The sequence below is a fragment of the Acinetobacter sp. ANC 4654 genome (assembly GCF_002135425.1).
Classification (GTDB): Bacteria; Pseudomonadota; Gammaproteobacteria; order Pseudomonadales; family Moraxellaceae; genus Acinetobacter; species Acinetobacter kyonggiensis.
This window is the reverse complement of sequence record NZ_NEGL01000005.1, coordinates 190498-215325: the sequence shown is the minus strand read 5'-3', so window position 1 is coordinate 215325 and position 24828 is coordinate 190498. Positions and strand designations below refer to the sequence as shown.

Annotated in this window: 24 protein-coding genes; 14 read left to right on the top strand and 10 right to left on the bottom strand. The window is 38.1% G+C overall.

The annotated features are described in order from the left end of the window. Window positions 1-22 precede the first annotated feature (22 nt). Window positions 23-997, top strand: coding sequence for a GGDEF domain-containing protein (locus B9T24_RS09680; protein WP_086165616.1), 975 nt, complete (start codon window positions 23-25; stop codon window positions 995-997). A 143-nt stretch (window positions 998-1140) separates the two neighbouring features. On the opposite strand, the gene B9T24_RS09675 is transcribed toward B9T24_RS09680, so the two are convergent. The 3 genes from B9T24_RS09675 to metG form a co-directional block, all read right to left on the bottom strand. Beyond that, window positions 1141-2109, bottom strand: a complete 969-nt coding sequence (locus B9T24_RS09675) for an MBL fold metallo-hydrolase (RefSeq protein WP_086165571.1) — start codon at window positions 2107-2109, stop codon at window positions 1141-1143. Window positions 2110-2155: 46 nt separating this feature from the next. After that, window positions 2156-3694 (bottom strand): LA2681 family HEPN domain-containing protein, encoded by a 1539-nt coding sequence (locus B9T24_RS09670; RefSeq protein WP_086165570.1) that lies wholly within the window; start codon window positions 3692-3694, stop codon window positions 2156-2158. A 62-nt stretch (window positions 3695-3756) separates the two neighbouring features. Further along, window positions 3757-5817, bottom strand: a complete 2061-nt coding sequence (gene metG / locus B9T24_RS09665) for a methionine--tRNA ligase (RefSeq protein ID WP_086165569.1) — start codon at window positions 5815-5817, stop codon at window positions 3757-3759. A gap of 198 nt (window positions 5818-6015) precedes the next feature. On the opposite strand from metG, the gene B9T24_RS09660 reads away from it, so the two are divergent. The 3 genes from B9T24_RS09660 to B9T24_RS09650 all read left to right on the top strand — a co-directional run bounded on the left by B9T24_RS09660 (window position 6016) and on the right by B9T24_RS09650 (window position 8203). After that, window positions 6016-6648 carry a hypothetical protein gene (locus B9T24_RS09660; protein WP_143223742.1) on the top strand — a complete coding sequence of 211 codons (633 nt, stop codon included), beginning with the start codon at window positions 6016-6018 and terminating at the stop codon, window positions 6646-6648. A gap of 130 nt (window positions 6649-6778) precedes the next feature. Next, window positions 6779-7606 carry a hypothetical protein gene (locus B9T24_RS09655; RefSeq protein ID WP_416224355.1) on the top strand — a complete coding sequence of 276 codons (828 nt, stop codon included), beginning with the start codon at window positions 6779-6781 and terminating at the stop codon, window positions 7604-7606. A 291-nt stretch (window positions 7607-7897) separates the two neighbouring features. Next, window positions 7898-8203, top strand: coding sequence for a putative quinol monooxygenase (locus B9T24_RS09650; RefSeq protein WP_086165567.1), 306 nt, complete (start codon window positions 7898-7900; stop codon window positions 8201-8203). Window positions 8204-8205: 2 nt separating this feature from the next. Here the strand turns inward: B9T24_RS09650 and B9T24_RS09645 are convergent, their stop codons facing one another. Continuing rightward, window positions 8206-8424, bottom strand: coding sequence for a DUF6500 family protein (locus tag B9T24_RS09645; protein WP_086165566.1), 219 nt, complete (start codon window positions 8422-8424; stop codon window positions 8206-8208). 303 nt (window positions 8425-8727) lie between these two features. Then, on the bottom strand, window positions 8728-8922 hold the full coding sequence (locus B9T24_RS09640; RefSeq protein WP_086165614.1) for a hypothetical protein: 195 nt from the start codon (window positions 8920-8922) through the stop codon (window positions 8728-8730). A gap of 662 nt (window positions 8923-9584) precedes the next feature. On the opposite strand from B9T24_RS09640, the gene sbmA reads away from it, so the two are divergent. The 3 genes from sbmA to B9T24_RS09625 all read left to right on the top strand — a co-directional run bounded on the left by sbmA (window position 9585) and on the right by B9T24_RS09625 (window position 13389). Continuing rightward, a complete protein-coding gene (gene sbmA, locus B9T24_RS09635; protein WP_086165565.1) occupies window positions 9585-10781 on the top strand; it encodes a peptide antibiotic transporter SbmA in 1197 nt (398 codons plus the stop codon). Window positions 10782-10978: 197 nt separating this feature from the next. Next, the gene (locus B9T24_RS09630; RefSeq protein WP_086165564.1) at window positions 10979-12052 is read left to right on the top strand and encodes a DUF1176 domain-containing protein; all 1074 of its coding nucleotides are present in this window, start codon (window positions 10979-10981) and stop codon (window positions 12050-12052) included. Between the two features lie 368 nt (window positions 12053-12420). Continuing rightward, complete coding sequence (locus B9T24_RS09625; protein ID WP_228145702.1) at window positions 12421-13389, top strand: hypothetical protein; 969 nt, start codon at window positions 12421-12423, stop codon at window positions 13387-13389. 150 nt (window positions 13390-13539) lie between these two features. Here B9T24_RS09625 and B9T24_RS09620 read toward each other — a convergent pair whose 3' ends face one another. Further along, a complete protein-coding gene (locus B9T24_RS09620; RefSeq protein WP_086165562.1) occupies window positions 13540-14118 on the bottom strand; it encodes a DJ-1/PfpI family protein in 579 nt (192 codons plus the stop codon). A 719-nt stretch (window positions 14119-14837) separates the two neighbouring features. Here B9T24_RS09620 and B9T24_RS09615 point away from each other — a divergent pair. The 3 genes from B9T24_RS09615 to B9T24_RS09605 all read left to right on the top strand — a co-directional run bounded on the left by B9T24_RS09615 (window position 14838) and on the right by B9T24_RS09605 (window position 16998). Next, window positions 14838-15590 carry a hypothetical protein gene (locus B9T24_RS09615; protein WP_086165561.1) on the top strand — a complete coding sequence of 251 codons (753 nt, stop codon included), beginning with the start codon at window positions 14838-14840 and terminating at the stop codon, window positions 15588-15590. A gap of 156 nt (window positions 15591-15746) precedes the next feature. After that, the gene (locus B9T24_RS09610) at window positions 15747-16268 is read left to right on the top strand and encodes a hypothetical protein (RefSeq protein ID WP_086165560.1); all 522 of its coding nucleotides are present in this window, start codon (window positions 15747-15749) and stop codon (window positions 16266-16268) included. 205 nt (window positions 16269-16473) lie between these two features. Next, window positions 16474-16998, top strand: a complete 525-nt coding sequence (locus B9T24_RS09605; RefSeq protein WP_322853451.1) for a hypothetical protein — start codon at window positions 16474-16476, stop codon at window positions 16996-16998. 233 nt (window positions 16999-17231) lie between these two features. Here the strand turns inward: B9T24_RS09605 and B9T24_RS09600 are convergent, their stop codons facing one another. The 4 genes from B9T24_RS09600 to gatC all read right to left on the bottom strand — a co-directional run bounded on the left by B9T24_RS09600 (window position 17232) and on the right by gatC (window position 21716). Then, on the bottom strand, window positions 17232-18305 hold the full coding sequence (locus B9T24_RS09600) for a hypothetical protein (RefSeq protein ID WP_086165558.1): 1074 nt from the start codon (window positions 18303-18305) through the stop codon (window positions 17232-17234). A gap of 76 nt (window positions 18306-18381) precedes the next feature. Beyond that, window positions 18382-19869, bottom strand: coding sequence for an Asp-tRNA(Asn)/Glu-tRNA(Gln) amidotransferase subunit GatB (gatB, locus tag B9T24_RS09595; RefSeq protein ID WP_086165557.1), 1488 nt, complete (start codon window positions 19867-19869; stop codon window positions 18382-18384). After that, window positions 19870-21348, bottom strand: a complete 1479-nt coding sequence (gene gatA, locus B9T24_RS09590; RefSeq protein ID WP_086165556.1) for an Asp-tRNA(Asn)/Glu-tRNA(Gln) amidotransferase subunit GatA — start codon at window positions 21346-21348, stop codon at window positions 19870-19872. A 53-nt stretch (window positions 21349-21401) separates the two neighbouring features. Beyond that, the gene (gene gatC, locus B9T24_RS09585; RefSeq protein ID WP_086165555.1) at window positions 21402-21716 is read right to left on the bottom strand and encodes an Asp-tRNA(Asn)/Glu-tRNA(Gln) amidotransferase subunit GatC; all 315 of its coding nucleotides are present in this window, start codon (window positions 21714-21716) and stop codon (window positions 21402-21404) included. Between the two features lie 133 nt (window positions 21717-21849). Between gatC and B9T24_RS09580 the strand changes: the two genes are divergently transcribed. Genes B9T24_RS09580 through B9T24_RS09565 form a run of 4 tightly spaced genes read left to right on the top strand, consistent with a single transcriptional unit; the run spans window position 21850 to window position 24802 of the window. Further along, entirely contained in the window at window positions 21850-22896 is a 1047-nt protein-coding gene (locus B9T24_RS09580; protein ID WP_004648075.1) for a rod shape-determining protein, read from the top strand. A gap of 16 nt (window positions 22897-22912) precedes the next feature. Next, window positions 22913-23770, top strand: a complete 858-nt coding sequence (gene mreC, locus B9T24_RS09575; protein WP_004648076.1) for a rod shape-determining protein MreC — start codon at window positions 22913-22915, stop codon at window positions 23768-23770. Beyond that, window positions 23757-24248: a rod shape-determining protein MreD gene (gene mreD, locus B9T24_RS09570; protein WP_086165554.1), complete on the top strand. Its 492-nt coding sequence runs from the start codon at window positions 23757-23759 to the stop codon at window positions 24246-24248. The genes mreC and mreD overlap by 14 nt, the downstream gene beginning before the upstream one ends. Further along, on the top strand, window positions 24236-24802 hold the full coding sequence (locus B9T24_RS09565; RefSeq protein ID WP_086165553.1) for a Maf-like protein: 567 nt from the start codon (window positions 24236-24238) through the stop codon (window positions 24800-24802). Before mreD ends, B9T24_RS09565 begins: the two co-directional genes overlap by 13 nt. The last annotated feature ends 26 nt before the right edge of the window (window positions 24803-24828 follow it).

Genomic DNA, 24828 nt, shown 5'->3' with positions numbered 1-24828 from the left:
TGAAATCAAAGTGAGTCAGTCTATGTCAAATAGTCCATTTAAAAATAATCAATTATATAATGAAGTCGTTTATAAAACATTAATTGAGTCGACCCTTGCTATTCCGTGGAGTATCGACTGGGAAAGTAAACAGTTTAGTTATATTGGTCCGCAAATTGAAAAATTGTTGGGTTGGCAACAAGCGTCTTGGAAAACGGTGCAAGATTGGGTCGATCGTATGCATGAGTTGGACCGTGAAAAAACATTTAATCTGTGTGTTGCACAATCGCTTGCAGGTATTGACCATGAAGCAGATTATCGCGCTTTAAAAGCAGATGGATCCTATATTTGGATTCGAGATGTGGTTCATGTGATCCGTACAGAAAATGGCGAAGTGGATTCTTTAGTGGGATTTATGTTTGATATTTCGGAACGTAAAAAACAAGAAGAGCAATTAGAAATATTACAGCGTCAGTTGGAGGAGTTTTCTTATAAAGATGGTTTGACTGGCATTGCGAATCGTCGTTTATTTGATGAATTTTTTGCACGTGAATGGCAAAGTGCCATGCGGTTACAAAAGCCGCTGTCAGTCCTCTTAATTGATCTTGATTATTTTAAACAATATAACGATGGACATGGTCATATTAACGGTGATCAGTGTTTGCGTGAGATTGCTCAATTATGGTCAACCTGCTGTAGTCGTCCACGTGATTTGGTTTCACGTTTTGGTGGCGAAGAATTTGCGGTTGTGTTACCAGAAACCAATGCTGACGCGGCTGTTCAAGTTGCTGAAAACTTAATGCAGGCTTTAAAAAATGCTAAATTACCGCATTGTACATCCACAGTTTCAGAATTTGTCACCTGTAGTATTGGTGTGAAAACCATTATTCCAACAGAACAGTGCGATCAAATGAGCTTCTTAGAGCAGGTCGATCAGAATTTATATCAGGCTAAACAACAAGGGCGCAATTGTTATCAAGCTGACTATGTTGATGCTTTAGAGGATTTAAAAGAGTAATTACTTTTTTGCCCCATAGCCACAACCGCCGAGGGATGGTTATGGGGTTTTTTAAGAATAAAAATATTGCGATTTAATTTTAAATAACGCTGTGCTGATCTAAAACAATTTTTAAACTCATATAACATTGTACGAGTCTTAGACTAATCTTTGAAATGCACAGGAATCCATTGATAGCTTTTTCCATCTGCTGAATAAATATGTCCAATCGCAGGGAAAGGAAGGTGTGGCGCTGCAATGGTTTGCCCGCCTTTTGCATATTCAGCGAATTGTTTTAAACGTGTTTCAACCGCTTTTTTCGGGTCGATATCATAATCAATAGCTGTTTCAGGTTTGTTGAATTGCACGGTATGTGAATGCACAATGTCACCAATAAATACCACGGTTTCATCTTTGGTTTTTAGCTCATAGCTAAAATGCCCTGGTGTGTGCCCTGCGGTATTAATCACTTTAAAGCCCTGAACCTCATCGCCCAATTGATACGTTTTAAAACGCTGTTTAGCTTGATAGGGCGCAAGAGCTTGTTTAATTTTTTCGACAGTCCCTAAGTAACCTGCTTGTTTTTCTTTCGGGAGTTTGCCGACTTGTTTCGGACTTAGCCAATAGTTTGCTTCATCGTTCGATACATAGACCGTTGCATTGGGAAAGTTAGCCACGCCATTTTGACTAATGCCACAGACATGGTCAGGGTGTAAGTGAGTCAGTAAAATGGTATCGACTTGTTCTGGTTTATAGCCTGATGCTTTTAAGTTGCTTAACACTGAACCTAAATGTGCGCCAAAACAACTTGCAGCACCGCTATCCACCAAAACCAGTGAATGACCTGTATTCACGAGGAAGGCATTGACAGAGGTCTGTACACCCTTGGCTTGGTCAGCAGCGTATTTCTTTAAAATTTCATGTACTTCTTTTTCTGGAATGTTTTGAAAGAGTTTAGGCGACATGAAGTTAGTACCATCGAGCAGGGCTGTAATTTGTACATCACCAGCTTGATATTGGTAATAGCCTGAAACCTGTTTTTGTTGCGAGATTGGGGCGGGCGGGGAAAGGGCAAAGGCTGAAATACTGACGAGACTGGAGGCAAATAAAGCTGAAGCAAGTAATTTATTCATTTATAAAGTTTCACAAAATTTGTTGAATTGTCTATTCTTTAGCATGCTATGGAGAACCTTTAAACTCTTTTTTATGAATTGTTATTTCAATAGAATTATTTTTATCATCTGGCATTTTCTGACGCAGATCCTCAACAATTGCAAATACTGTTGAAAATATAGATGATCTTGTTAATTGAATTAAATTTAGGAGGCTATTTTCGAAGTCAGTGATTTTTACATAAGTATGAGTAGAATCATTAGAAAGTTCAAAAGTATCTGGAACTAGAAATAAAATATGATGTTCGAGAGCATTTCGCCAAACTTTATAGAAACCAAATTGTCCATTTTTTTCATTTAAGTCAAAAATAAGACTGTTAATTGCAATCAAAGCAAAATTTTCTTTGCTTTCTAACACAGATTTATTCTGATGCCAAAAATTATTGAAAGCAGTATTTTTCTCAATTTTAAGTGAAAAATACTGACATAAGAAGATTGCTAACTTATCCAATATTGAGAAACACAGCCTGAAACAAGTTCTTAGCTTTTCAGATATTATATTAATGATTTCTTGATCATTTAGTTCTGAATAACAACTTTCATAATCAAACTTAGAGCTATCGGTGAATTTAGACTCGTAGTAAAGTACTCGAATTAAAGAAAACTCAGCCTTAATACGATTCAAGTATTGTTCAAATTGAAGAATATTTTCCGAAGAAATTACACCCTCTAAGAGAGTTAAATTATCTCGTTCATTAGCAATGCATGAACAATACATTCCATGAATATTTAACGTTAAATTTTCTTTAATACACCATTGTCTAAATTCAGACATTTCTGCTAGTTCATCAAGCTTCTTGTTTTTATCATCATCAAAAATAGACATTTTAGATTTTAGGAATTCAATTTTATCTAAGTAATATTGTTTATAGCTCGTAGGTGTAAAAGTAGATAGATATGCAAATTCATAGCCCTTTATAATTTCTTGAATCATTTTTTCACTACGATGATCAAGGAATCTATCAAAGTTTTCTAGGCAGGTACTTCTATTTATAAAAGCCTCAGGATAATCTAATTTTGTTTGGGCTATTCTTTCGTAGATATATATAGCTTCCGAGAAGCGATATTGTTGTTTTAACGTATTAGCTAAATTTATCAAGTTCTGATGGTAAAGATTTGGTTCAGATTCTTTATTTATGGTTTTAAACACCTGCCAATATAGGTTCTTTGCCTCACTATATAGCTGACTTTCCTTGTTGTTTATTAGGTTATTTTTATAGCCAAAATTATTAGCGATACTAATCTTTGCATTGGCTAAATTATAAAATAAATTGTTACCGTACTCTTTTTTATAATGTTCATAATTCTGTTCTAAAATTTGAATACCTTTACGGACAGCAATTTCATTTTTTAAAAATGAACCTGAATCGATGAATTGACTAGCTATATTAAAGTAAAACTGTAAAACAATGCTGTTTGTATCATGTTTATCCAATTCATTTAATATTATTTCACAACCCAATAGAGCCTCAGCCCATTCATCTTGATCAATAGAATTAGAAATTGCTTTTATTGCTTCATTAATCTTTTCTAGTGGAAGTTTCATTTCTAATTTTTAAAAAAAAGCCCTACTAAAATATAGCAGGGCTTTTACTAAGTGTCTAAATCTTAAGACACTTTATCACCAGCTTTAGCACCAGATTCAGGTGAAATCACCCAAACGCCTTCGCCATTCCCCGCTGCAAGTACCATACCGTTAGAAATACCAAAACGCATTTTACGCGGTGCAAGGTTAGCGACCATCACCACCAATTTTCCTTTTAAGTCTTCTGGTTGATAAAACTCACGAATACCGCTAAATACATTACGTGGTTCAGCTTCACCGACATTTAAAGTCAGTTGAAGCAATTTATCAGAACCTTCTACATGAGCAGCTTCAAGTACTTGTGCAACACGTAGGTCAACCTTCATAAAGTCTTCAATGCCAATAATCTCCGCTTCGCCGACTTTAGGTTCAACTTTGGCAGGTGCAGCTTTCTTCTCTTTTTTCTTTTCAACTTTTACAGGTTCAGCCGCAGCCGCTAAAGAGTCTTTAGAAGCATCGACCATTGCCGCAACAGCTTTCGGGTCTACACGCTGCATTAACGGTTGGAACAATGCAATTTCATGATTCACCAAAACAGTTTTACCTGAAGCAAAATCAAAGTTTTCAAGTTTTAAGAAGTCTTGCACTTGCACTGCCAAAGTTGGAAGTACTGGTGCTAAGTAAACAGCCAATTGACGGAATAAGTTAATCCCGACTGAGCAAACATCATGAACTTGTTGTTCTTGACCTTCTTGCTTTGCAAGTGCCCACGGTTTTTTCTCATCAATATATTGGTTGGCTTTATCTGCAAGCGCCATAATTTCACGAATTGCCGCAGAGAATTCACGCGCTTCGTATGCTTGTGCAATCGAATCGCCAGCATCAATAAAGCTTTGCACCAATTCTGGTTCTGCACAAGTTACAGATAATTTATTATCAAAACTTGTATTAATGAACTTCGCGCAACGGCTGGCAATATTCACCACTTTACCGACCAAGTCGGAATTCACTTTTTGCACGAAATCATCTAAGTTTAAGTCAGAATCTTCAACTTTATCAGACAGTTTAGAGGCAAAGTAATAACGTAAATATTCAGGATTTAAATGTTCTAAATACGTTTCAGCTTTAATGAACGTACCACGTGATTTCGACATTTTTTGACCGTTTACAGTCAAGAAACCATTGACGAATAAGCCTGATGGCGTGCGATAGTTTGCACCTTCAAGCATTGCAGGCCAGAACAGCGCGTGGAAATAAACGATGTCTTTACCAATGAAGTGATAGACCTCATTTTGAGAATCTTTTTTCCAATAGTCGTTAAAGTCTAAATCTGGACGTTTGGTTTTAATGTAGTTTTCAAAACTCGACATATAACCAATTGGTGCATCGACCCAAACATAGAAATATTTGTTTGGTGCATCTGGAATTTCAAAACCAAAATATGGCGCATCACGGGAAATATCCCAATCGTTCAAGCCATTTTCAAACCATTCATCGAGTTTGTTGGCAATTGAAACAGGCAAACGACCTTCATCACGTGTCCATTTTTGTAGATATTCAGCAAAATTTGGCAATTTAAAGAAGTAATGATCTGACGATTTTTCAACAGGTGTTGCACCACTTAAGGTTGAACGCGGGTCTAATAGTTCAGTTGCATTATAGGTTGTACCGCAAACTTCACAGGCATCGCCATATTGATCTTCTGCTTTACATTTCGGGCAGGTGCCTTTAATGAAACGATCTGATAGGAACATGCCTTTTTCAGGATCAAAAAGCTGATTTACAGGACGGATTGCAATGTTGCCAGCTTCACGATTTTTAATATAAATTTCTTCCGAACGATTTTTATTTTCATCGCTATTGGTCGAGTCATAATGGTCAAAATGCACGCCAAAACCATCAAAATCACGGATATGTTCTTTTTGAACATTGGCAATTTGCGCTTCAGGTGTAATACCGTTCGCTTCGGCACGTAGCATGATTGCTGTACCGTGAGCATCATCCGCACATACATAAGTCACGTTATGTCCCATTGCACGCATGGCACGAACCCAAATATCTGCTTGGATATAACCGAGTAAGTGACCCATATGGATGGGACCATTGGCGTAAGGAAGGGCATTGGTGACTAAAATATTTCGCACGGATATAACTCTCTCGTTCGTCGTTATGCAAAGTGTTGCAAGGTCAATGATTTTACCTGAGTTAATAGCAAGATGCACAAAGGAATAGGTGAAATGTTTTTAAAAGGTGCTTGAGCCAGTATAAATGGATCGGTCTGATTGAGTATTTATAGCCAATTTGAGTAAGATACTGAAAAAGAAAAATCAATAGGAAATATCTTGTCTAAAAAAAGCATCAAACAGTTCACTGATCTTTCTAATAAAATTTTAGATGGGGTTTTAAAGCTGGTCGGTTATACGTTTATATTGATGTTGGTTGTGATCATCATCTTATATCTTGCATTTTCGATTTGGCTTGGAAACATAAGAGATGAGAAAAATGCAGAAAGGTTGCTACAGAGTCAAAATTATGACCGTCAGACTTTCCCATATTTGGCTGAACCCATATTTTTTTATCAGCGGATGCATGTCGGAGATTCTGGCGCTTGGGTTGTGGTTTATCCTTTAGACGCACTGACTAAAAAAGAATTTTTACTTCAATATCGACATCAAGAAAATAAAGAACAAAGCAATCAGATTGAATGTATCAAACCGACCATCAAAAAACGTTGGAAAAGTTGGCATTCGAATATTCATTATGTACAGCCAGATGAATGGTCAAAGGGGCATAATGATCATAAAGTGCATGACTCTTTTATTGTTTATGGTTCGGAGCAACAGATTAAAATAGTAGAGCGGGCTTGTATGGATCGGCAGTTTAAAAAGCTCGCTAGCAAAGATGTGCGACCTCATCATTATTGGGCAATTTCTGAAAAGAAAAAACTGCTGTTTAGTGTGTATGAAATCGATTGAATTGATGCAGCTAAGCAGTGAATGGATTGCCTAAAGCCTCAAGTCTTGAAGGGCAAAAGCCGTTAAAGCGTATTTTCTTCTATATTCGCTTGGCAATAATAGGGATAATAGTGCCTTAAAGAGATAGCGTATGAGTTACAAGCACATGATCAATGCCGATTTCGAAGATAGTTTTGATGATTTTGAACAACAAGAAGTGACCCGAATTCCGCAACATGAAAAGGGTAAACAACTCGGGCAAAGCATTTTAAAAGATGCTGATCAATATCTACAATCGATGTCTGCTGCTGAACATAAACACCTCATTCAAATGTTAAAAGGACTTGCAACCCATGAGGCTTATTTTGATGTTTTGGCCAATCAGTTAGATCAGCCTATTGACAGTAAAGTTGCCAATGATGCGTTGAACTTGGTGCATATTTGGACGTTGATTAATCAGCATGAAAGCAATGTCGATTTTAATCTTTTAGATGTCATTCATACTGACTATTTCCAAGCTGAATTACTGCAAGCTTTTGATGCACTTGAGATTGGGGAGAATAAAGCTCAACGTCGTCTGGTGATTCAAGAAGCTTTTAAACTGTATGAAATGCAATGTTTTGCAGGCTGTATTCCGCTTTTATATGCGCAATTGGAAGGGTTGTTGACCGATGTGCTGATTGCCAAAGGTTATTTAAAACAGAACCATACCAAGTTTATAGATGTTTATAAAATTGTTCCCGGTTTAAAGGGACATGAAATAAAAAGTTTATGGCATAAGTCGAAAATTGCCTGCGAGTTGAATGTTTATTTTGCTGAATTAGACGCTTATAAAATGGATAGTAGTTCAACTGTGACTATGACCCGTCATAATATTGTACATGGGACAGATGTTGCGCACTTTACGCAGGAACGTAGTTTTGTGCTGTTTATTTGGTTGTTCTCAGTCACGAGCTTTATGAGTACATTGAAGTCTTAATATCATTGGAAGAGGAATGTATGGGCTTTAAATACTAAGCCTAGATTTATAATGGATGATTTGCATAAATCAAAAAATAATCATCAATTGGCAGTGAAATTAATATTGAAAGTTCCTTCTCTTGCGCCATATATGGCTCAGGGAGAAGGTTAGGATGAGGGGATTTTTTTAATAAAATCCTCACCCTGAGCGGTATTCCGCGCAAGTCTCCTTAAAAAGGAGAGGGAATATCCATTGTGAATTTATTATTGTTTAAAAAACGACTTATGAAAGAAGTCTAATGGAACCAATATGCTTAAACTTCTCGCAGAAGATTTTATTCAAATTGATAAAATTGATTTAGTTTTGCCTTTGTATCAAGAGTTGGTGGCAAAGACCAAATTAGAGCAAGGTTGTATCGCTTATGAGCTTTATCATGATCTGCGAGATCAAGGACATTTTGTCTTTGTCGAGGAGTGGGTTGACCGTGCTGCTTTAGATGCACATGTCCAATCTGAGCACTTTCAGCGCCTTGTTCCGCAAATTGATCAATATCAACGAAAACAGGCTATTTTTACTCATATGCAAAGCTTTGAACAGCTGCTTAAAAAAGCATAAGCTTACTTTTCTGTTTCAATCAGTTGCTTAATCTTGATTGCTTTTTCAAAATGATCGAGTTGATGCGTTTTAATCCACCATTCAGCCGCTTGCATTAGAAGTTCAGGATGGTCATTTTTATTGGCGAAAAAAGCATAAAAAGACAGTCCGACATTGTTGCCTTTTTTTGCAATTTTTTCATTGCAAACTTGAATGATTTTTTCACGTAGCTGCTTTTGCATTAATGGGCTCATAGACTAAATGCTTAATTTATTTTTTGATTTTACATTTTTAAGATGCAAGAAAGCATAATCCAAGTGATGTTCAGTTAAAAACGGGGTTATTTTAAAGCTTAATGCTAAAAAATTTAACACTTAAACAATCATGTTCAATTTCTAGCACCGTTGAAATCATTATTTTGGAAAAGTGTTTAAATTAGGGTCATAAATTGCATCATTGTATGACTTCAACTTAAAGTTGGGGGGAAATTGCACTCAAATTGAAATCATACAATATCGCTTTAACTTGATACAATTTAATTAAATTTATAGCTCTCGCCATATTTTATTTTTATCATTTAAAGAAACGGTAAAATTAAAATTTGAATCATCACAGACCAATAAACCTTTAGGTGTGTGCATGAGTACTTTTAAAATAGTACCTTCTTCAAAAATTAAAGGATGACAATTTTCTTTTTTTAGCGTGATTGGTTTTAATAATTCAATAATGATTTTTTCCATATCGCTTCCCCAGCAGTGGCCAGAATGTATTGCAATAATAACATGATTTGCTGCTTGTTTAATCAATTTTACCAAGATTGAGATATACATCAAAAAAAATTAGTATAAGTTTTGGTAATCAATATGCCGCTTATAGCATGGTGTTATTGCATCGCGTGACCCTGAATAATTTTGATTTTTAGCCTTTTTTAAGATGCTTAAATTTGAATATTATTCGATTATTTTTTTAAGATCTTTTTAATTAAAGGCGAATAGTATAGTAACAAACGACTAGAGATCGTCTATTCGGATTTGAAATGTAAATTAAATTTCAGAAAAAGGATAGTCAAATTTATGTTTTTTAAGTTTGTGATGATTTTTTGCTGTGCCGCATCAGTATAATTTTTTGGATGTGATCAAGAACATTTTTTATCCCTGAAGATATTGATATGCTAAGCGTTAGAGGCAGCCACAATCATTGAGTTAAAAGATAGGTGGTGTTGCTTGATGTGCTGCTAGATTAAAAATATTACATGCGAAAAACATTTCACAAACAGTGAATAAGTTGCTACAAAGATGAAAAGACTAGAATAATAGCCGATATCGCCATTTGTCTTAAAGCCTGTTGGGTTTTGATTGATGGGCGAAGTTGCCAATGAAAAATAAAGGAACCCCCAAACCGAATGTTTAAATCTTTTTTTCCGAATCCGAAATGGTTCTTTTTGTCGTTGCTGCTGTGGTTTGTCGTTAATATCAGTTTATGGTATTCCGGTGGTAGTGCTTGGGGCACATTTTTAGGCTTTGCATCAGGCTATACCGATGCTGAATTGCCGATTGGTGTAAGTCGTTTTTGGGCACCTTCATTTTTATGGTTTTATCTGTGGTTCTTTGTCTCGACTGTAATTTTTGCTTTGTTTTGGAAGTTTAAATCGAGCAACCCATGGCAAGGATGGTCTGTTTGGGGATCGGCCTTTATTTTATTTAATATTTGGTTCTCCGTACAAGTCAATGTGGTCGTCAATGCTTGGTATAGCCCATTTTATGACTTAATTCAGAAGATGCTGGGTAGCGGCGGTGGGGATGTCAATTTACTTTATAGTGAAACAATGACGTTTCTATATGTGGCTATGGTTTATGTCACCATTGCCGTGTTTAACCTATTCTTTGTCAGTCATTATATCTTTCGTTGGCGTACAGCCATGAATGACTATTACACCGCACATTGGGAGCAATTACGGCATATTGAAGGGGCATCGCAGCGTATTCAGGAAGATACCATGCGCTTTGCCAAAACCACTGAAAGTTTAGGGGTCAGTTTGATTCAAGCCGTAATGACTTTAATGGCCTTTTTACCCGTGCTATTACAGTTGTCTTCACATGTGAAGCAATTGCCTGTGATTGGTGAGATTCCGTATGCTTTGGTTTTGGCAGCCATTAGTTGGGCTGTACTGGGTACGGTTATATTGATGTTGGTGGGTTATAAATTACCCGGCTTAGAGTTCAATAACCAAAAAGTGGAAGCTGCATATCGTAAAGAGTTGGTGTATGGGGAAGATTATGCTGATCGAGCTGATCCACTCACTTTAAAAGAGCTGTTTAGCAAAGTTCGTTTTAATTATTTCCGTTTATATTTCCATTATGCCTATTTTAATATGGTGCGTATTTGGTATATGCAATTGGACAATCTGTATGGTTTATTTGTGCTCTTTCCCAGTATTGCCGCAGGGGCAATTACGTTGGGTCTAATGATGCAAATTTTAAATGTATTTGGCAATGTACGTCAGTCATTTCAATATTTAATTGAATCTTGGCCGACGATTATTGAATTACTTTCGATTTATAAGCGTTTAAGAGCATTTGAATCGACTTTAGATCGTTGAGTTTCAAGTATAGAAAAGTCCTGAAAAAATGAATGCCAGTCAGTTTGTAAATTGACTGGCATTTTTAATTCTAAAAGTTAAGTGCATAAAATGGTGCAGGAAGTTGTCGCATTTACGCCTTATTTTAAGTCATTAAATGACATTTAAAAGGGTGGTATTCTCGTTATAATGAATTAAAAAATGAGGATAAGAACAATATGAAAGCTTTTCAGCATCTCTTTGTTTTAGTTTGTTTTACTGTAACCAGTTCTGTGGGTTATGCCAAAGCCATTCAAGGCATGTCTTTTGCTCATCAAGATTGGGAAATCTATTGTAGTAATACAGGGACTTGTCGGGCAGCAGGGTATCAGGATGAGCGTATAGAAAATATGCCAGCATCGTTATTAATCATCCGTAAAGCAGGTGAAAAACAGGCTGTTCAGATGAGATTTGCATTATCGGAATATGATCAGACCCTAGATAAAAAAAACCTTAAAAACATTCACTTTTATATCAATGCAAAAGACTTTGGTGTTGTCACCGTCGATGGTTCAGAATCACCGTTATTGGGCGTGCTGAATACAGCACAAGTCAATGGACTATTACAACAAACGCAGAAGAATGTGAATATTGTATTTAAGAATGCCCATTATTCATGGAAAATTTCAGATGCAGGAATGAGCGCTACTTTATTAAAAATGGATGATTTTCAAAAACGTGTTGGTACAGTCGGCGCTTTAGTCAAAAAGGGCACAGCCGATGAATCGAAGGTTTTGGTTGCACAGCCAAAGCTGCTGCTCAAAAAAATTAAAACCACATCTAAGCCTTATTTAGTCCTTAAACCAGAGACCAAACCGTACAAAGCTTTATATGCAATTTTGATGGCAGCACAACCTAAATTGCAAGATGGTCATGGTTTTTGTGAAGGTATTTATACGGAAAATGGTGTGCAATCGCAAAAAATAGAGCTCTATAAACTCAGCAATCAAAAAATTTTAGCAACCACGCTATGTTGGCGTGGCGCATATAACGAAGGTTTTGGCGCGTGGGTCATAGATGGCGCTCTAAAGGGTAAAGCGACCTTTGTGACCGAGTCTGCCTCAGATTTTACTGAGGGTGAGATCAGTAGCTCACAAAAAGGTCGTGGCATTGGTGATTGTTGGTCAATGAGTGAATGGATATGGGACGGCAAAACGTTCATTCAGAGCATAGATCGTTGGTCGGGCATGTGTAAAGGCGTGGCGGCTGGTGGGGTTTGGAATTTAGATTTGATCGAAAGCGTGGTGAGGTAATCGGTTAAAGATTTATTTTTAAATCATGTCGAGATCTATTTATCATAAAGAGAATAGAGCTGAATTTGCTCATCATAGAAAATGTCGAATGTCGAATGTCGAATGTCGAATGTCGAATGTCGAATGTCGAATGGCGTGAAGGATCATCTTGCCTTGACCAATCATGAAAGGTTTAAAAGGGTAAATGAAGTGTTATCTGGTTGTTATTTTAACTTTAAAACCTTTGGAAGTTGGCAATTTCTGGTCTGTTTTGAGTGAAAAGTAAAAACTAAATTTAGTTAAATTGATAATAAAATCAAAGTTTTGTGTTTGTTATTTTTTGTCTTTTCCTATATTTTCTTTTATACAGCATAATTGGGCATTGATACGTGAATTTTAGAACATTAATCTTGATGGGGGGAGTTGGCATCGCTTTACATGGCTGTACCAGCATGGACAGTCTAAGCTCAGATTCAGTTAAAAACTTTACTTCACCTCAGGAATTAATTGCTCAAAAAAATATTAATCATGCAAATGGTCAAGCAAAGGAATATGTTTATGATTGGGGGGCGAAGCAAAGCAATAATGAAGCACAATCCTTATATCCAAGAAAATATTTAACCCATTATTGCTCTGCAAAAGGGGGCAAGTTTACACTTTTGTACAAAAGCAGCATGTCTTTAGTCAAGGACGCATCAGTGAAAAAACGCTTATCTGGCAATAGTCATGTTAAACAAGGAATTGGTGCATATAAGTGTGTGCAAAGTAATGGGCAAAGCTGGATTGTTTCAATTGAACCCACGGCTGAACGTAAGTTCACGGATGGCAGCGAAACGCGTGTGGTTAGCTTACAAAGTAAAGTAATGACGTTTCAAGAAAGTCAAAAATTTTATAAAAATATCTCAACCGATGCTGTGGTTAAAAAGAGTGCTGTAAATAATCAGACCGTGAAAACCACAACCAGCAAAGCGGCTATGGCTAAAGAAAGCGAAATTAAAAAAGAAGACAAGGCCGTGGTTGAATCACCTGTTAAACCCGTCGAAAAGGCGCTTGATACACCTCAACAGCAGCAGCTTAAAGCTTTTGTTGCTGCGCGTCGTGATTTGAACAAAGGGCAAAATCAATTGAATGCCTGTAATAATGCACAGCGTGCGTATAATTTTGGCAAATTACCCAATGCCAATGGTACAAATGTTTATGCTGAGTCGGGGATGTTGGTTGCACGTTGTTTTACCAGTGTGCCGAGTTATAGTAGTCGTTTTTCCAACTCAAAGGCTCAAGCGAAGAATATTTTGCAGAACTTAGCGAATAATCATAATCATGCTGGGGCGAAGCATATGTTGAAACAGTTGAAATAATTTTATCTGCGGGGTAATTCTTGAATAGCGGGCTTGTTTATACAATTTAATGTAGCTGCTATTGGGGTCTCATTTAGTTCGGTCTCATTCCACTGCATTGTAGTGGAATGAGTAAAATAGATCTGCATTTGAAGATTATTTTGACTGGTATTAAAGGGTAATGGTCGCGCCTAAGGCTTTAACAAACTGTGCTAACCACGCAGGGTGAGCCGGCCAAGCAGGGGCAGTGATCAGGTGCCCATCTGTTACCGCTTCAGTCACTGCGATATCTGCATATTGACCGCCTGCAAGTTTAACTTCCGCAGCACATGCAGGGTAAGCCGAGCATAAACGACCTTTAAGTACATCAGCGGCAGCAAGAAGTTGCGCGCCATGACAGACAGAAGCAATGGGTTTTTGTACTGCATCAAATTCACGCACAATTTCAATGACGCGTTCATTCATACGGAGGTATTCGGGAGCACGTCCACCCGGAATGACTAGTCCGACATAGTCCTGAGTATGGACAGCACTGAAGTCATAATTAATGGCGAAATTATGCCCACGTTTTTCACTATAGGTTTGTTCACCTTCAAAGTCGTGAATGGCCGTTGCAATACTGTCACCCGCTTTTTTGTCTGGGCAAACGGCATGTACGGTATAACCTAAACCTGTGAGGAACTGAAAAGGCACCATGGTTTCGTAGTCTTCGGCATAGTCACCAACGAGCATTAAGATTTGTTTTGACATGTTTTCCCTCTTTCTTTTCTTAGATCTGATTTATATAAGGTTTTGTTTTACCATAGCAGAATAAGATGGCTGTTTTAAGTAGGGTATTGTTTTCTTTAGTCGTAGGATTGATGAGGTCTAAAGTCTTTCTTTGAAAAGGTCATACGCTTCAGATATGTAACTTCACAACAGAGTCCTCCCGATAGTAATTCAATGTTAGGAGTTCTTTGGTTACTTTGGGAAAATCCAAAGTAACCAAAGATTTTTGTCATCCGCAGAACTCGTCAAATACCATCTCTTATTAAGTTGTTCGCAGAAACCTTACTTTCTTAATCTTGCGGTGTATACACCTCATGCCTCGAACAACTGCGAATGACGTTGTCATGTGATTTGATAAAGTATTTTATTAGAATATTTTGACTTGTGCAGGATTCGCTTTACCCTTAGATTTTCATGATTTGACCTAAAGAGTTATTAACGCTGTTTCTTCTATCCTATTACTTGTCGTTTCATTCATAGGTTGTGAATTTTCAATAAGCTTAATAAATTTAATACTTTCCGATATATCATCCGCTTTTTAAGACTTAGATTAGAATCTGAAGTGCAACACCATATTCTTTGATTCCAAGCGCATATAACGAAATGCGCTTAAAACATTTAAACTGCTTTATTACTTGAAAATAAATAGATGAAATAAAGAAATGAAACCAATGAAAAATATACTTTTTGTTTGCTGTTTCATGGCACTCAGTTCTGCTGCATTTGCTCAAGAAATAAAAGGAATTTCGACCACTTTGGCTGTACCTTTAGATATTTTGGCGTTTAAAAAAGTACAGTTGAGTCCAAATGAGCAGAATCAATTATGCGCACAAGTGAAAGAGCTTTGTCAGCATCGTGATCAATGGCGTAGCCTAAAAACCGCAGATCAGCGTTTATGGCTATTATCTGGTGCAGATATTGTTCAGTTTAGCGCATCTACAACGGGGCTTAAATTATTGAAAAAATGGCATGTAAATCTCTCAAGTCAAGAAGATGGCACATCTACTGGGCAGTTTGTTTTTCCCAAGCTGTTTCCGATGACACAAAACCGTTATGCCATTGCGGTGATTGATACTTTTTCTGAAATGTATTCGGGTGGTGGAGCTGGGATTGAACGTGCAAGTTTTTATGAGTTAAAAAATTCAGGAGAGATACATCAGTTTATAAACAATTATCCATTTAGCTTTAGCCGAATTATCCGTGCTTGTTTTTCCGAACAGGACTATGAGAGTTCACAAGGCAATTGCCATGATGAAGATGCTTTAAGTTTAGAGATTCGTCCCATCAAACCCATGCTGTGGCAATTCCGCTACCGTTATCATTTAAGTGTCTCACCAGCATCAGATTCAGGTGAAAAATCGTATCAAGGCAGTCGAAACTTGAATATTGATTTAAATAAAGCACCTGAACAACCGAATATTCCTGAAACATGGAATTATGCAGGGCAGGAATAAACTTTGAGACGTTGGTAGAACTATGCCTTCATTGACCGATTTTTCATTTCATAAAAAGCTTTAATGACTGTGGTTCATACAATTTACAGAGTCATAACAGGGGAAATTATAGCTGCTGTGATACAAAGAGACAGATGATTATTTGGAACTTAGTTTATGTCACGTCTTTATACTTCTGCCCAGCGTAGATTTTCTTTTTTAAGCCGCTCTGTGTTGATGGCAGTGGCTCTGTTCGGTACGACACAAATTACGATGGCTGCACCTGCACAAACAGTCGATCAACTCAGTGCTTGTTTAGTGAAAGCCACGACTGCAACGGATAAAACTGCGGTGTTGCAATGGACGTTTGCAGCACTATCGACCCATCCTGACTTAAAAAGTTTTAGCAATGTAACGGATGTACAAAAAGAACAACTCGATAAAAACTTGGCTCAAGTATTACAGCGTATTTTAGTTGAACAATGTTCTGCGCAGACCAAAGCGGTAATTCAGGCTGAGGGTTTGCAGGCAGTGGGTGACAGTTTTCAGGAGTTAGGCAGCATTACGGGGGAAGAAATTTTGAAGAACCCTGAAGTAAAGCAGCAATTAAAAGGTGTGGTGCGTTATTTGGATTTGAATAAATTGGTGATGACTTTTTTAACACCAGATTTGTTTAATAAGTTGGGGATTACGAGATAAAGATAAAAGTATCTCTTTGAAAAAAGAGATACTACTTAAAGTTCTTATTTTTAATGGTAAAAAGAATTGAGTTAAGCATTAAATTTGTTAATATTTGCGTAAAATTTTAAAGTAAGTTATTCAATACATGAAAAAAATAGTCATAAGTTTATTGGTGTTAGGGCTAATGGGTTGTAGTGCAGGGATGGTGAATCAGTCAAAAAAGATGTTAGGTTTAAAACTGTATCAAGATTCTAATGCTGCACACATTGCGAATATTCGTATTGAGCATAAAGATAATTTTGGCGTGAGATTGTATCCAAATGGTTGTATGACATCTATGCAACCTAAATTTCAAATGCTGCCAGAAGTGGCAAGTGTTGGAACATTTAAAGAACAAATGCAGAGTAAACAAATAAATTATAAACAAAAATTGCTTGGTATGCCTTTCCCTCCAAGTGAGATTGGTTTTGCTGAGTTTAAATTGCCAGCTGAACGGTTTTTAGCGATAAGTGCTTATAAAAGCTATCATAATGGTGTTGAACTGCGTGGTTGTGGTGTAGATGCGATTTATAAATTCGCTGCCAATAAAAATTATGAGCTATTAGATAACGCATCAAGTACGCAATGCTCATTAGAAATTAATGAAATTATGACAGATGGTAAGCGAGTTGAATTAAAACCTTTAAAATATCTAAATAATATTAATGAATGGGCTGGCTGTGATGCTCAGCTTGAGGGTTTAAAGTAAATTAAATGGAATTTTAATTTTATAAAAATCCTCTCCCTAACCCTCTCCTTAAAAAGGAGAGGGAACATTCATTATTAAATATATGGTGCTATCAAATTTAGAATGAAAGCTCCTTCTCCCACGGGGAGAAGGCGGGGGATGAGGGATATCAGAAATCACGTATAAAGAAGGGCTTTGAAAGTTGAATGAGTCTTAAGCCTTTGAGTTTGGTGATTGGGATACTTTTTGATTACTTAAGTAGTAGTTTGATTGAGATATTTAGGGTCAACATAGACTTGCTCTTGGATTTCTTTGACGAAACGGACTATGTTCTCAATTAATATTTCAAGGCTTTCTTTGGCAATTTCTATCTTTTTTTGATTTTTCGTATAACCACCTCGATGGGCGCAATCATGTCTAATTTCAACAGCATCTATAAGCCATGTTAAATCTTGTAAATCACATTTAAGAATATCTTTAAACATTGGGATAATTGTCTCCACATTATGGAAAGACATTTCTTGCAATGATTTTAGGACATCTTGTTTTAACAATTCTTTGCCCTGAACTAATTCATGAATTTTATATTTTTTATCTTTGATTTTTCCATCTTTACTAGCTTGTTCCAAAATAAGTTCATCGGAAGACATAACAGCTTTAATAAATGTATTAGATAGATAGTTTTCTAATGTTGCGATTAAAAAGCCATGTAACATTACATAAATTTCATCTTCAAGAAAATCTTGGTAATCTGCATTGAGTATTTTATTAGCTCTTTCTATTTGTGAAGAAAAAATATCAATTGGTTTTGATCTTAAATAAAGCCACTGAAATTCTTCATGTGAGGAGAAGCACATAGTTCGTTGAAAAGCTTTTTTAAATACTTGTTCTGGAAATACTTTTTCTTGTAGTTTGTTAACTAAAACATCCTTAATAATAATAAAATATTGATCTATTAATGCGGTGTTGTTAGAGAAAAAATTATTTATATCAGAATAGTATGAGTCATATTCAGGTAGAGAAAAGAAGCTAGTAGGTAGTGAATCAAGTGCACGATCATTCGCTTCTTTTGAAAAATAATCATTAAAAAATTCGTGAGATGAAATGGGATCTGAAAGAGATTGCCCCTTATATCCTATTTTAATAGCACCTAAATTTATAATTGATGGAGGAGTGATTGTATAATCAATAATCTGTGTATCAAAAGTAACTTTAAAGCCATAATCATCCCAACGACTTTTTGTTAAAAGAATTAAGTAATCTGGTTGTTGAGATAAAGTGGGAATATTCGTATCATCAGTTGATCTAAAATATAATTGTATTTTCATATAGTGCCTATAAATTATAAAAACCCCGCATTAAGCGAGGTTTTTATAACATGAAATCAATTGATTAGCGAATAAATCAACCAATCAACTTCTTCATCAATTCATTTACTTGAGCAGGGTTAGCTTTCCCTTTAGACACTTTCATCACTTGACCGACCAGACCGTTAAAAGCCTTCTCTTTACCCGCTTTGAATTCTTCAACCATTTTTTCATTGGCTGCAAGAACGTCTTTAATAATCGCTTCAATTGCACCTGTGTCAGTTTCTTGCTTCAAGCCTTTTTCGCTAATAATGGCATCGGCAGATTTGCCTTCATCCCACATAAAGCCAAAGACTTGTTTCGCAATTTTACCGCTGATGGTGTTGTCGACAATACGCGCAATCATGCCGCCTAACTGTTCAGCCGAAACAGGGGATTCAGCAAGGTCTAGGCTCGCTTTATTTAAAGCACCTGAGAATTCGCCCATCACCCAGTTTGCAGCGACTTTACCTTGAGCCGCACCGCCAGAAGCCGTCACAACAGCTTCATAGAAGTCTGCCATTTCACGTGAAAGCGTCAATACATGAGCATCGTATTCAGTCACTGCAAAGTCAGCGACAAAACGCTCACGCCGTGTCGCAGGCAATTCAGGCAAAGTCGCACGTGCTGCCTCAATCTGAGCATCAGAAATAATCACAGGCAACAAGTCAGGATCAGGGAAATAACGGTAATCGTTCGCTTCCTCTTTCGAGCGCATTGAACGGGTTTCCATTTTCACAGGATCAAAAAGACGCGTTTCTTGGTCAATTTTGCCATCCCATTCCAAAATTTCCATTTGACGTTCAATTTCAACATTGATCGCTTGTTCAATGAAACGGAATGAGTTGAGGTTTTTAAGCTCACAACGTGTACCAAATTCGTTGCCCGGACGACGCAACGACACGTTACAGTCACAACGGAACGAACCTTCGGCCATGTTGCCGTCAGAAATACCCAACCAACGCACCAAAGTGTGAATCGCTTTAATATAAGCAACCGCTTCTTCAACCGAACGCATGTCAGGTTCAGACACGATTTCAAGTAAAGGTGTGCCAGCACGGTTTAAGTCAATGCCTGACATGCCTTCAAACTGATCGTGAATTGATTTGCCTGCATCTTCTTCAAGATGGGCACGGGTCACGCCAATACGTTTGATAGAGCCATCTTCAAGCTGAATGTCGATATGACCTAAGCCGACAATTGGATTGTCCATTTGGCTAATTTGGTAGCCTTTAGGCGAGTCCGGATAGAAATAGTTTTTACGTGCAAATACCGACGCTTTGTCGATATAAGCATCAATTCCCAAACCAAAACGAATGGCAAGATCAACCACTGCTTTATTCAAAACTGGCAATACACCCGGCATCGCCAAATCAACAAGGCTGGCTTGTGTATTTGGGTCTTGTCCAAAAGTGGTTGATGAACCTGAGAAAATTTTAGAATTTGTGGCGAGTTGAGTATGAATCTCAATCCCGATCACCACTTCCCAACCATCAATCAACAGTGATTTAGCTTTCTTTTGAGCTGTTTTTGAGATATTTGTCATTTATGCATTCTCCTCAGCAATTGCCGCACGTTGAGTATGCCAATCGGTTGCTTGTTGATACTGATGTACTACAGACAACAATTGCGATTCAGACCAATAGTTACCAATCAGTTGTAAGCCAACAGGCAATTGATCTTTGTCAAAACCAACAGGTGCATTGATTGCAGGAAGTCCCGCCAAGTTTACCGCGATGGTGTAAATGTCGCCCAAATACATTTCAACAGGATCTAAAGATGCACCAATTTTATACGCTGTGGTTGGAGCAGAAGGAGCGGCAATCACATCAACAGATTCAAACGCTTTTAAGAAATCTTGTTGAATCAGACGACGTACTTTTTGTGCTTTCACATAGTAAGCATCGTAATAACCAGCAGACAACGCATAAGTACCAATCAAGATACGACGTTGCACTTCAGCACCAAAACCTTCTGAACGTGAGCGTTTGTATAAATCCATCAAATCAACTGGATTTTCACAACGGTAGCCATAACGCACGCCATCATAGCGCTGTAAGTTTGACGATGCTTCGGCAGGGGCAATCAAGTAATACGTTGGAACATAAGCTTCAGTCATGTTGAGATCAATCTCAACCAAGGTTGCGCCCATGTCTTCTAACTTTTTCAATGATTCTTCAACACGTGCTTTAACGTCAGCATCTAAGCCAGCAACATTAAAGTATTGTTTAGGAATACCAATACGTAAACCTTTTACCGCTGTGCCGTTTAGGTTTGCAACATAATCATCAACGTCTTTTTCCATAGACGTTGAATCTTTGTCATCATGACCTGCCATCACGTTCATCAGGTAAGCACAGTCTTCAGCCGAGCGAGCCATTGGACCGCCTTGATCTAAAGATGAGGCATACGCGATCATACCGAAACGTGATACACGACCATAAGTCGGTTTAAGCCCTGTAAGGCCACAGAAGGATGCAGGCTGACGAATTGAGCCACCTGTATCTGTACCTGTAGCAAACGGTGCAAGGTCAGCCGCAACAGCCGCAGCAGAACCACCCGATGAACCACCCGGAACATGATCCAGTGCCCACGGATTTTTGGTTGCGCCAAAGTAAGATGACTCCGAGGTTGAACCCATGGCGAATTCGTCCATGTTCACTTTACCTAAAGTCACCAGACCCGCAAATTTACCTTTCGCTACAACGGTTGCGTCGTAAGGCGAGATAAAGTTATCCAACATTTTAGAACCCGCAGTGGTCTTAATGCCTTGGGTACAAAAAATATCTTTGTGGGCAATTGGTACACCAGTCAGTACAGTTGCAGTACCTGCTTTGATTGCAGTATCCGCAGCATCCGCTTGAGCCAATGCTTGTTCTGGGGTCACGGTTACAAAACTTTGCACTTGAGCATCAATTTTATTAATGCGTTTTAAATAATGTTCAGTCAGTTCGCGAGATGAGAATTTAGCTTGGCTTAAACCCTCAGTGATTTCACGAATCGATAAGCGATGTAAATCAGTCATGAGAAAAAATTCTTTACCTTAAATTTGATTTAATGGGTTTAACTGAATAAAAACTATTCAATCACGCGAGGAACTAAGTACAAGCCATCCTGTGTTGCAGGTGCAACAGCTTGATATTCTTCACGATGATTCTCTTCAGAAACCACGTCTTCACGTAAAGGTTGTGGATGATCAAATGGGCTTTTAAGTGGTTCAACACCATCAGTGTCGATACCTTTTAAGGTTTCCATCATGCCTAAAATTTTATTTAGACTTTGAGCATATTCAGTAGATTGCGTGTCATCTAGCGACAATCGAGCAAGATTGGCGATTGCCGAAACTGTTTGTGCATTTAAATCCGCAGAATGCTGTGCATCCGATGTAGACATAACATCACCTGAGTCAGTATTAAAAAAATTCAAAATATCGTGCGTTATAATAAGCGATTGACTTGTTCAAATCATCACATTTAGTTAAAGTTGCCACCTTGCGTCCACATAAAGTTTAATCGAGAACGTCTCCGTGATTCTAAAAAGACTAATTGGCTTGTTTTCGCCCGATCTAGCCATTGATTTAGGTACAGCAAATACACTTATTTATGCACCAGGACGAGGCATTATATTAAATGAACCGACTGTTGTGGCAATTCGTCATAGTGGTTCACAGAAAATTGTTGCCGCGGTTGGTCTGGATGCAAAGCAAATGCTGGGTCGTACGCCTGCGAATATTTCTGCAATTCGTCCAATGAAAGATGGTGTGATTGCCGATTTTGAAGTCACAGAAACCATGCTGCATCAATTTATCAGTAAAGTGCATGAGAAACGTCTATTTCCACCTGCACCGCGTGTTGTTGTATGTGTGCCATGCAAATCGACATTGGTAGAACGCCGTGCTATCCGTGAAGCGGTTTTTAATGCTGGTGCACGTGATGTTCGTTTAATTGAAGAACCAATGGCTGCGGCAATTGGTGCAGGTATGCCGGTTGAGCAAGCATGTGGTTCAATGGTGGTCGATGTTGGTGGTGGTACGACTGAAATCGCGATTATTTCATTACAAGGCTGTGTCTACGCTGATTCATTACGTATCGGTGGTGATGTATTTGATGAGCAAATCATTAACTACGTCCGTAAAGCACACGGTTGTGTGATTGGTGAAACGACGGCTGAAGTGATTAAAAAAGAAGTCGGTATGGCTTTGCTCGATCCTGACTCAAAAGTACTTGAAATTGAAGTGCGTGGTCGTAATTTGGCAGAAGGCGTGCCGCGTGCAATTACCGTGACTTCGGTTGAAATTGCTCAAGCGATTTCTGATCCATTACAAAATATTGTTTCTGCGGTGAAGTCGGCACTTGAACAAACTCCACCTGAATTGTCTTCTGACATTGCCGAGCGTGGCATTGTATTGACGGGTGGCGGTGCATTATTACGTAATCTAGACAAACTCCTTGCACAAGAAACGGGCTTACCTGTGGTTGTTGCTGAAGATCCATTAACGTGTGTGACTCGTGGTGGCGGTAAAGTCTTAGAATTCTTTGATAATCCAAATCATGACATGCTATTTGTAGGCTAAGTTAAGGACGAGGCGGGTGCAAACAAATCTGTTTTCTAGACAACCGCCATCTTTTCGCTCATTTATCATTGCGGTCATCACATGTTGGGTAGTGCTCTTTTTTAATTGGCACATGCCGCATGTGATTCAACCCGCACGTGATGTCTTGTATGCGGCATATAATCCAATTTATGCCTTAGCAAGTTATCCAGTGTTATCGCGAGAATGGCTCAATCAACAAACCAAGTCCGAGGCGCAGTTACGTCGTGAAAATACCGCGATGCATGCTGAACTTTTACAGGCGCAAGTTCGTCTGCAAAAACTATCTGAACTTTCTGCTGAAAATACGCGTCTAAGAGGCTTACTCGATACTCCACTGATTATTGATGGTCGGATGGAAATTGCAGAAGTGATTGGTACAGATGCAGATCCACTGCGTCATATTATTGTGATTAACCGCGGTGCAAGTAGTCAACTGAAAGTGGGTCAAACGGTACTGGATGACAAAGGCATTATGGGGCAGATCATTAATGTCTATCCACATAGTAGTCGCGTTATGTTGCTGTCGGATAAAGAGCATTCTTTATCTGTACGTTTAGAACATACTGGAATGCGGGCCATTGTTTCGGGTACGGGTGATTTAGGTCATTTGAAAATGGAATATGTTCCAACCAGTGCCAATATTAAAGTGGGTGAAAAAGTCTATAGTTCTGGATTGGGCGCACATTTTCCTGCGGGTTATTTGGTCGGAACCGTGTCTAAGGTGAATCGACATAATTCAGGTGAATTTTCCAAAATTGATGTGATTCCAGCAGCACAGTTGGCCGGTGGACATCATGTGGCCGTTCTATTTTCCGATTCTTTAGCGATGGAGCAACCTTATGCTAATCGCTAAACTGCGTTCTGAAAAAAATCGTGATCCGTTAATTGCGATTGTAATTTCCGTCATTATTTGTTCAGTACTCATCGTTTATCCGTTGTCTTATGCTGTTTCAGGTGCGCGTCCATTATTCATGCTGTTGGTGGTGTTGTTTTGGGTCATGTGTCAGCCAACATGGTGTGGTATTTGGTTTGCTTTTGGGACAGGAATTTTTACTGATCTTTTGGTTGATGCGCCTTTAGGCATGAATGCCTTCAGTTTTGTCGTGATTACCTTTGTGGCAAGATTTTTAACCCGTGAACGACGTATTTTGACTTTTGGTAATCTGTGGGTGATTAGCTTTTTAGCCGTATTGGCTCATTTATTTATCACTTGGATTGCGCAAATTATGGGTGGGTTGCAGTTTTCGATTGCAAGACACTGGCAGCCTTTGTTGAGCAGCATTTTAGTTTTCCCATTGATTTATTTTGTACTTAGAAAATGGCGCATTTAATTCTTGCTTCAAGTTCTCCACGTCGCCGTGAGTTACTGCAACAACTGGGACTCGACTTTGACATTTTTAGTCCAGAAATTGATGAGTCTGTTTCAGTAGGCGAGAACATTGCAGCCTATGTTGAACGACTGGCATGTGCGAAAGCTCAAGCAGTTTTAGAGCAATTCCCAGATGCCATTATTCTTGCTGCTGATACCAGTGTTGGGGTGGATAATCAAATTTTAGGTAAGCCTGAATCTAAGCAACATGCTTTTGAAATGTGGCAATCCATTTCAGGGCGTAAACATGATGTATTTTCAGGTATTTGCGTGCGTACAAGTCGCGAAAAATCAAGTATAGTGGTACGAACGCAGGTTGAGTTTCAAGCATTAAGCCGCAATGATATGGAAGATTATTGGGCAACAGGTGAGCCTTTAGGTAAAGCTGGTGCTTATGCCATTCAGGGGATTGCAGCACGTTATATTCCTCGTATTGAAGGAAGTTATAGTAATGTGGTGGGCTTACCCTTATACGAAACAGTACAGTTATTAAAAGTAGTTAAGGCACTAAATTAACTGCTGAACAAGAATTTTTATAATGT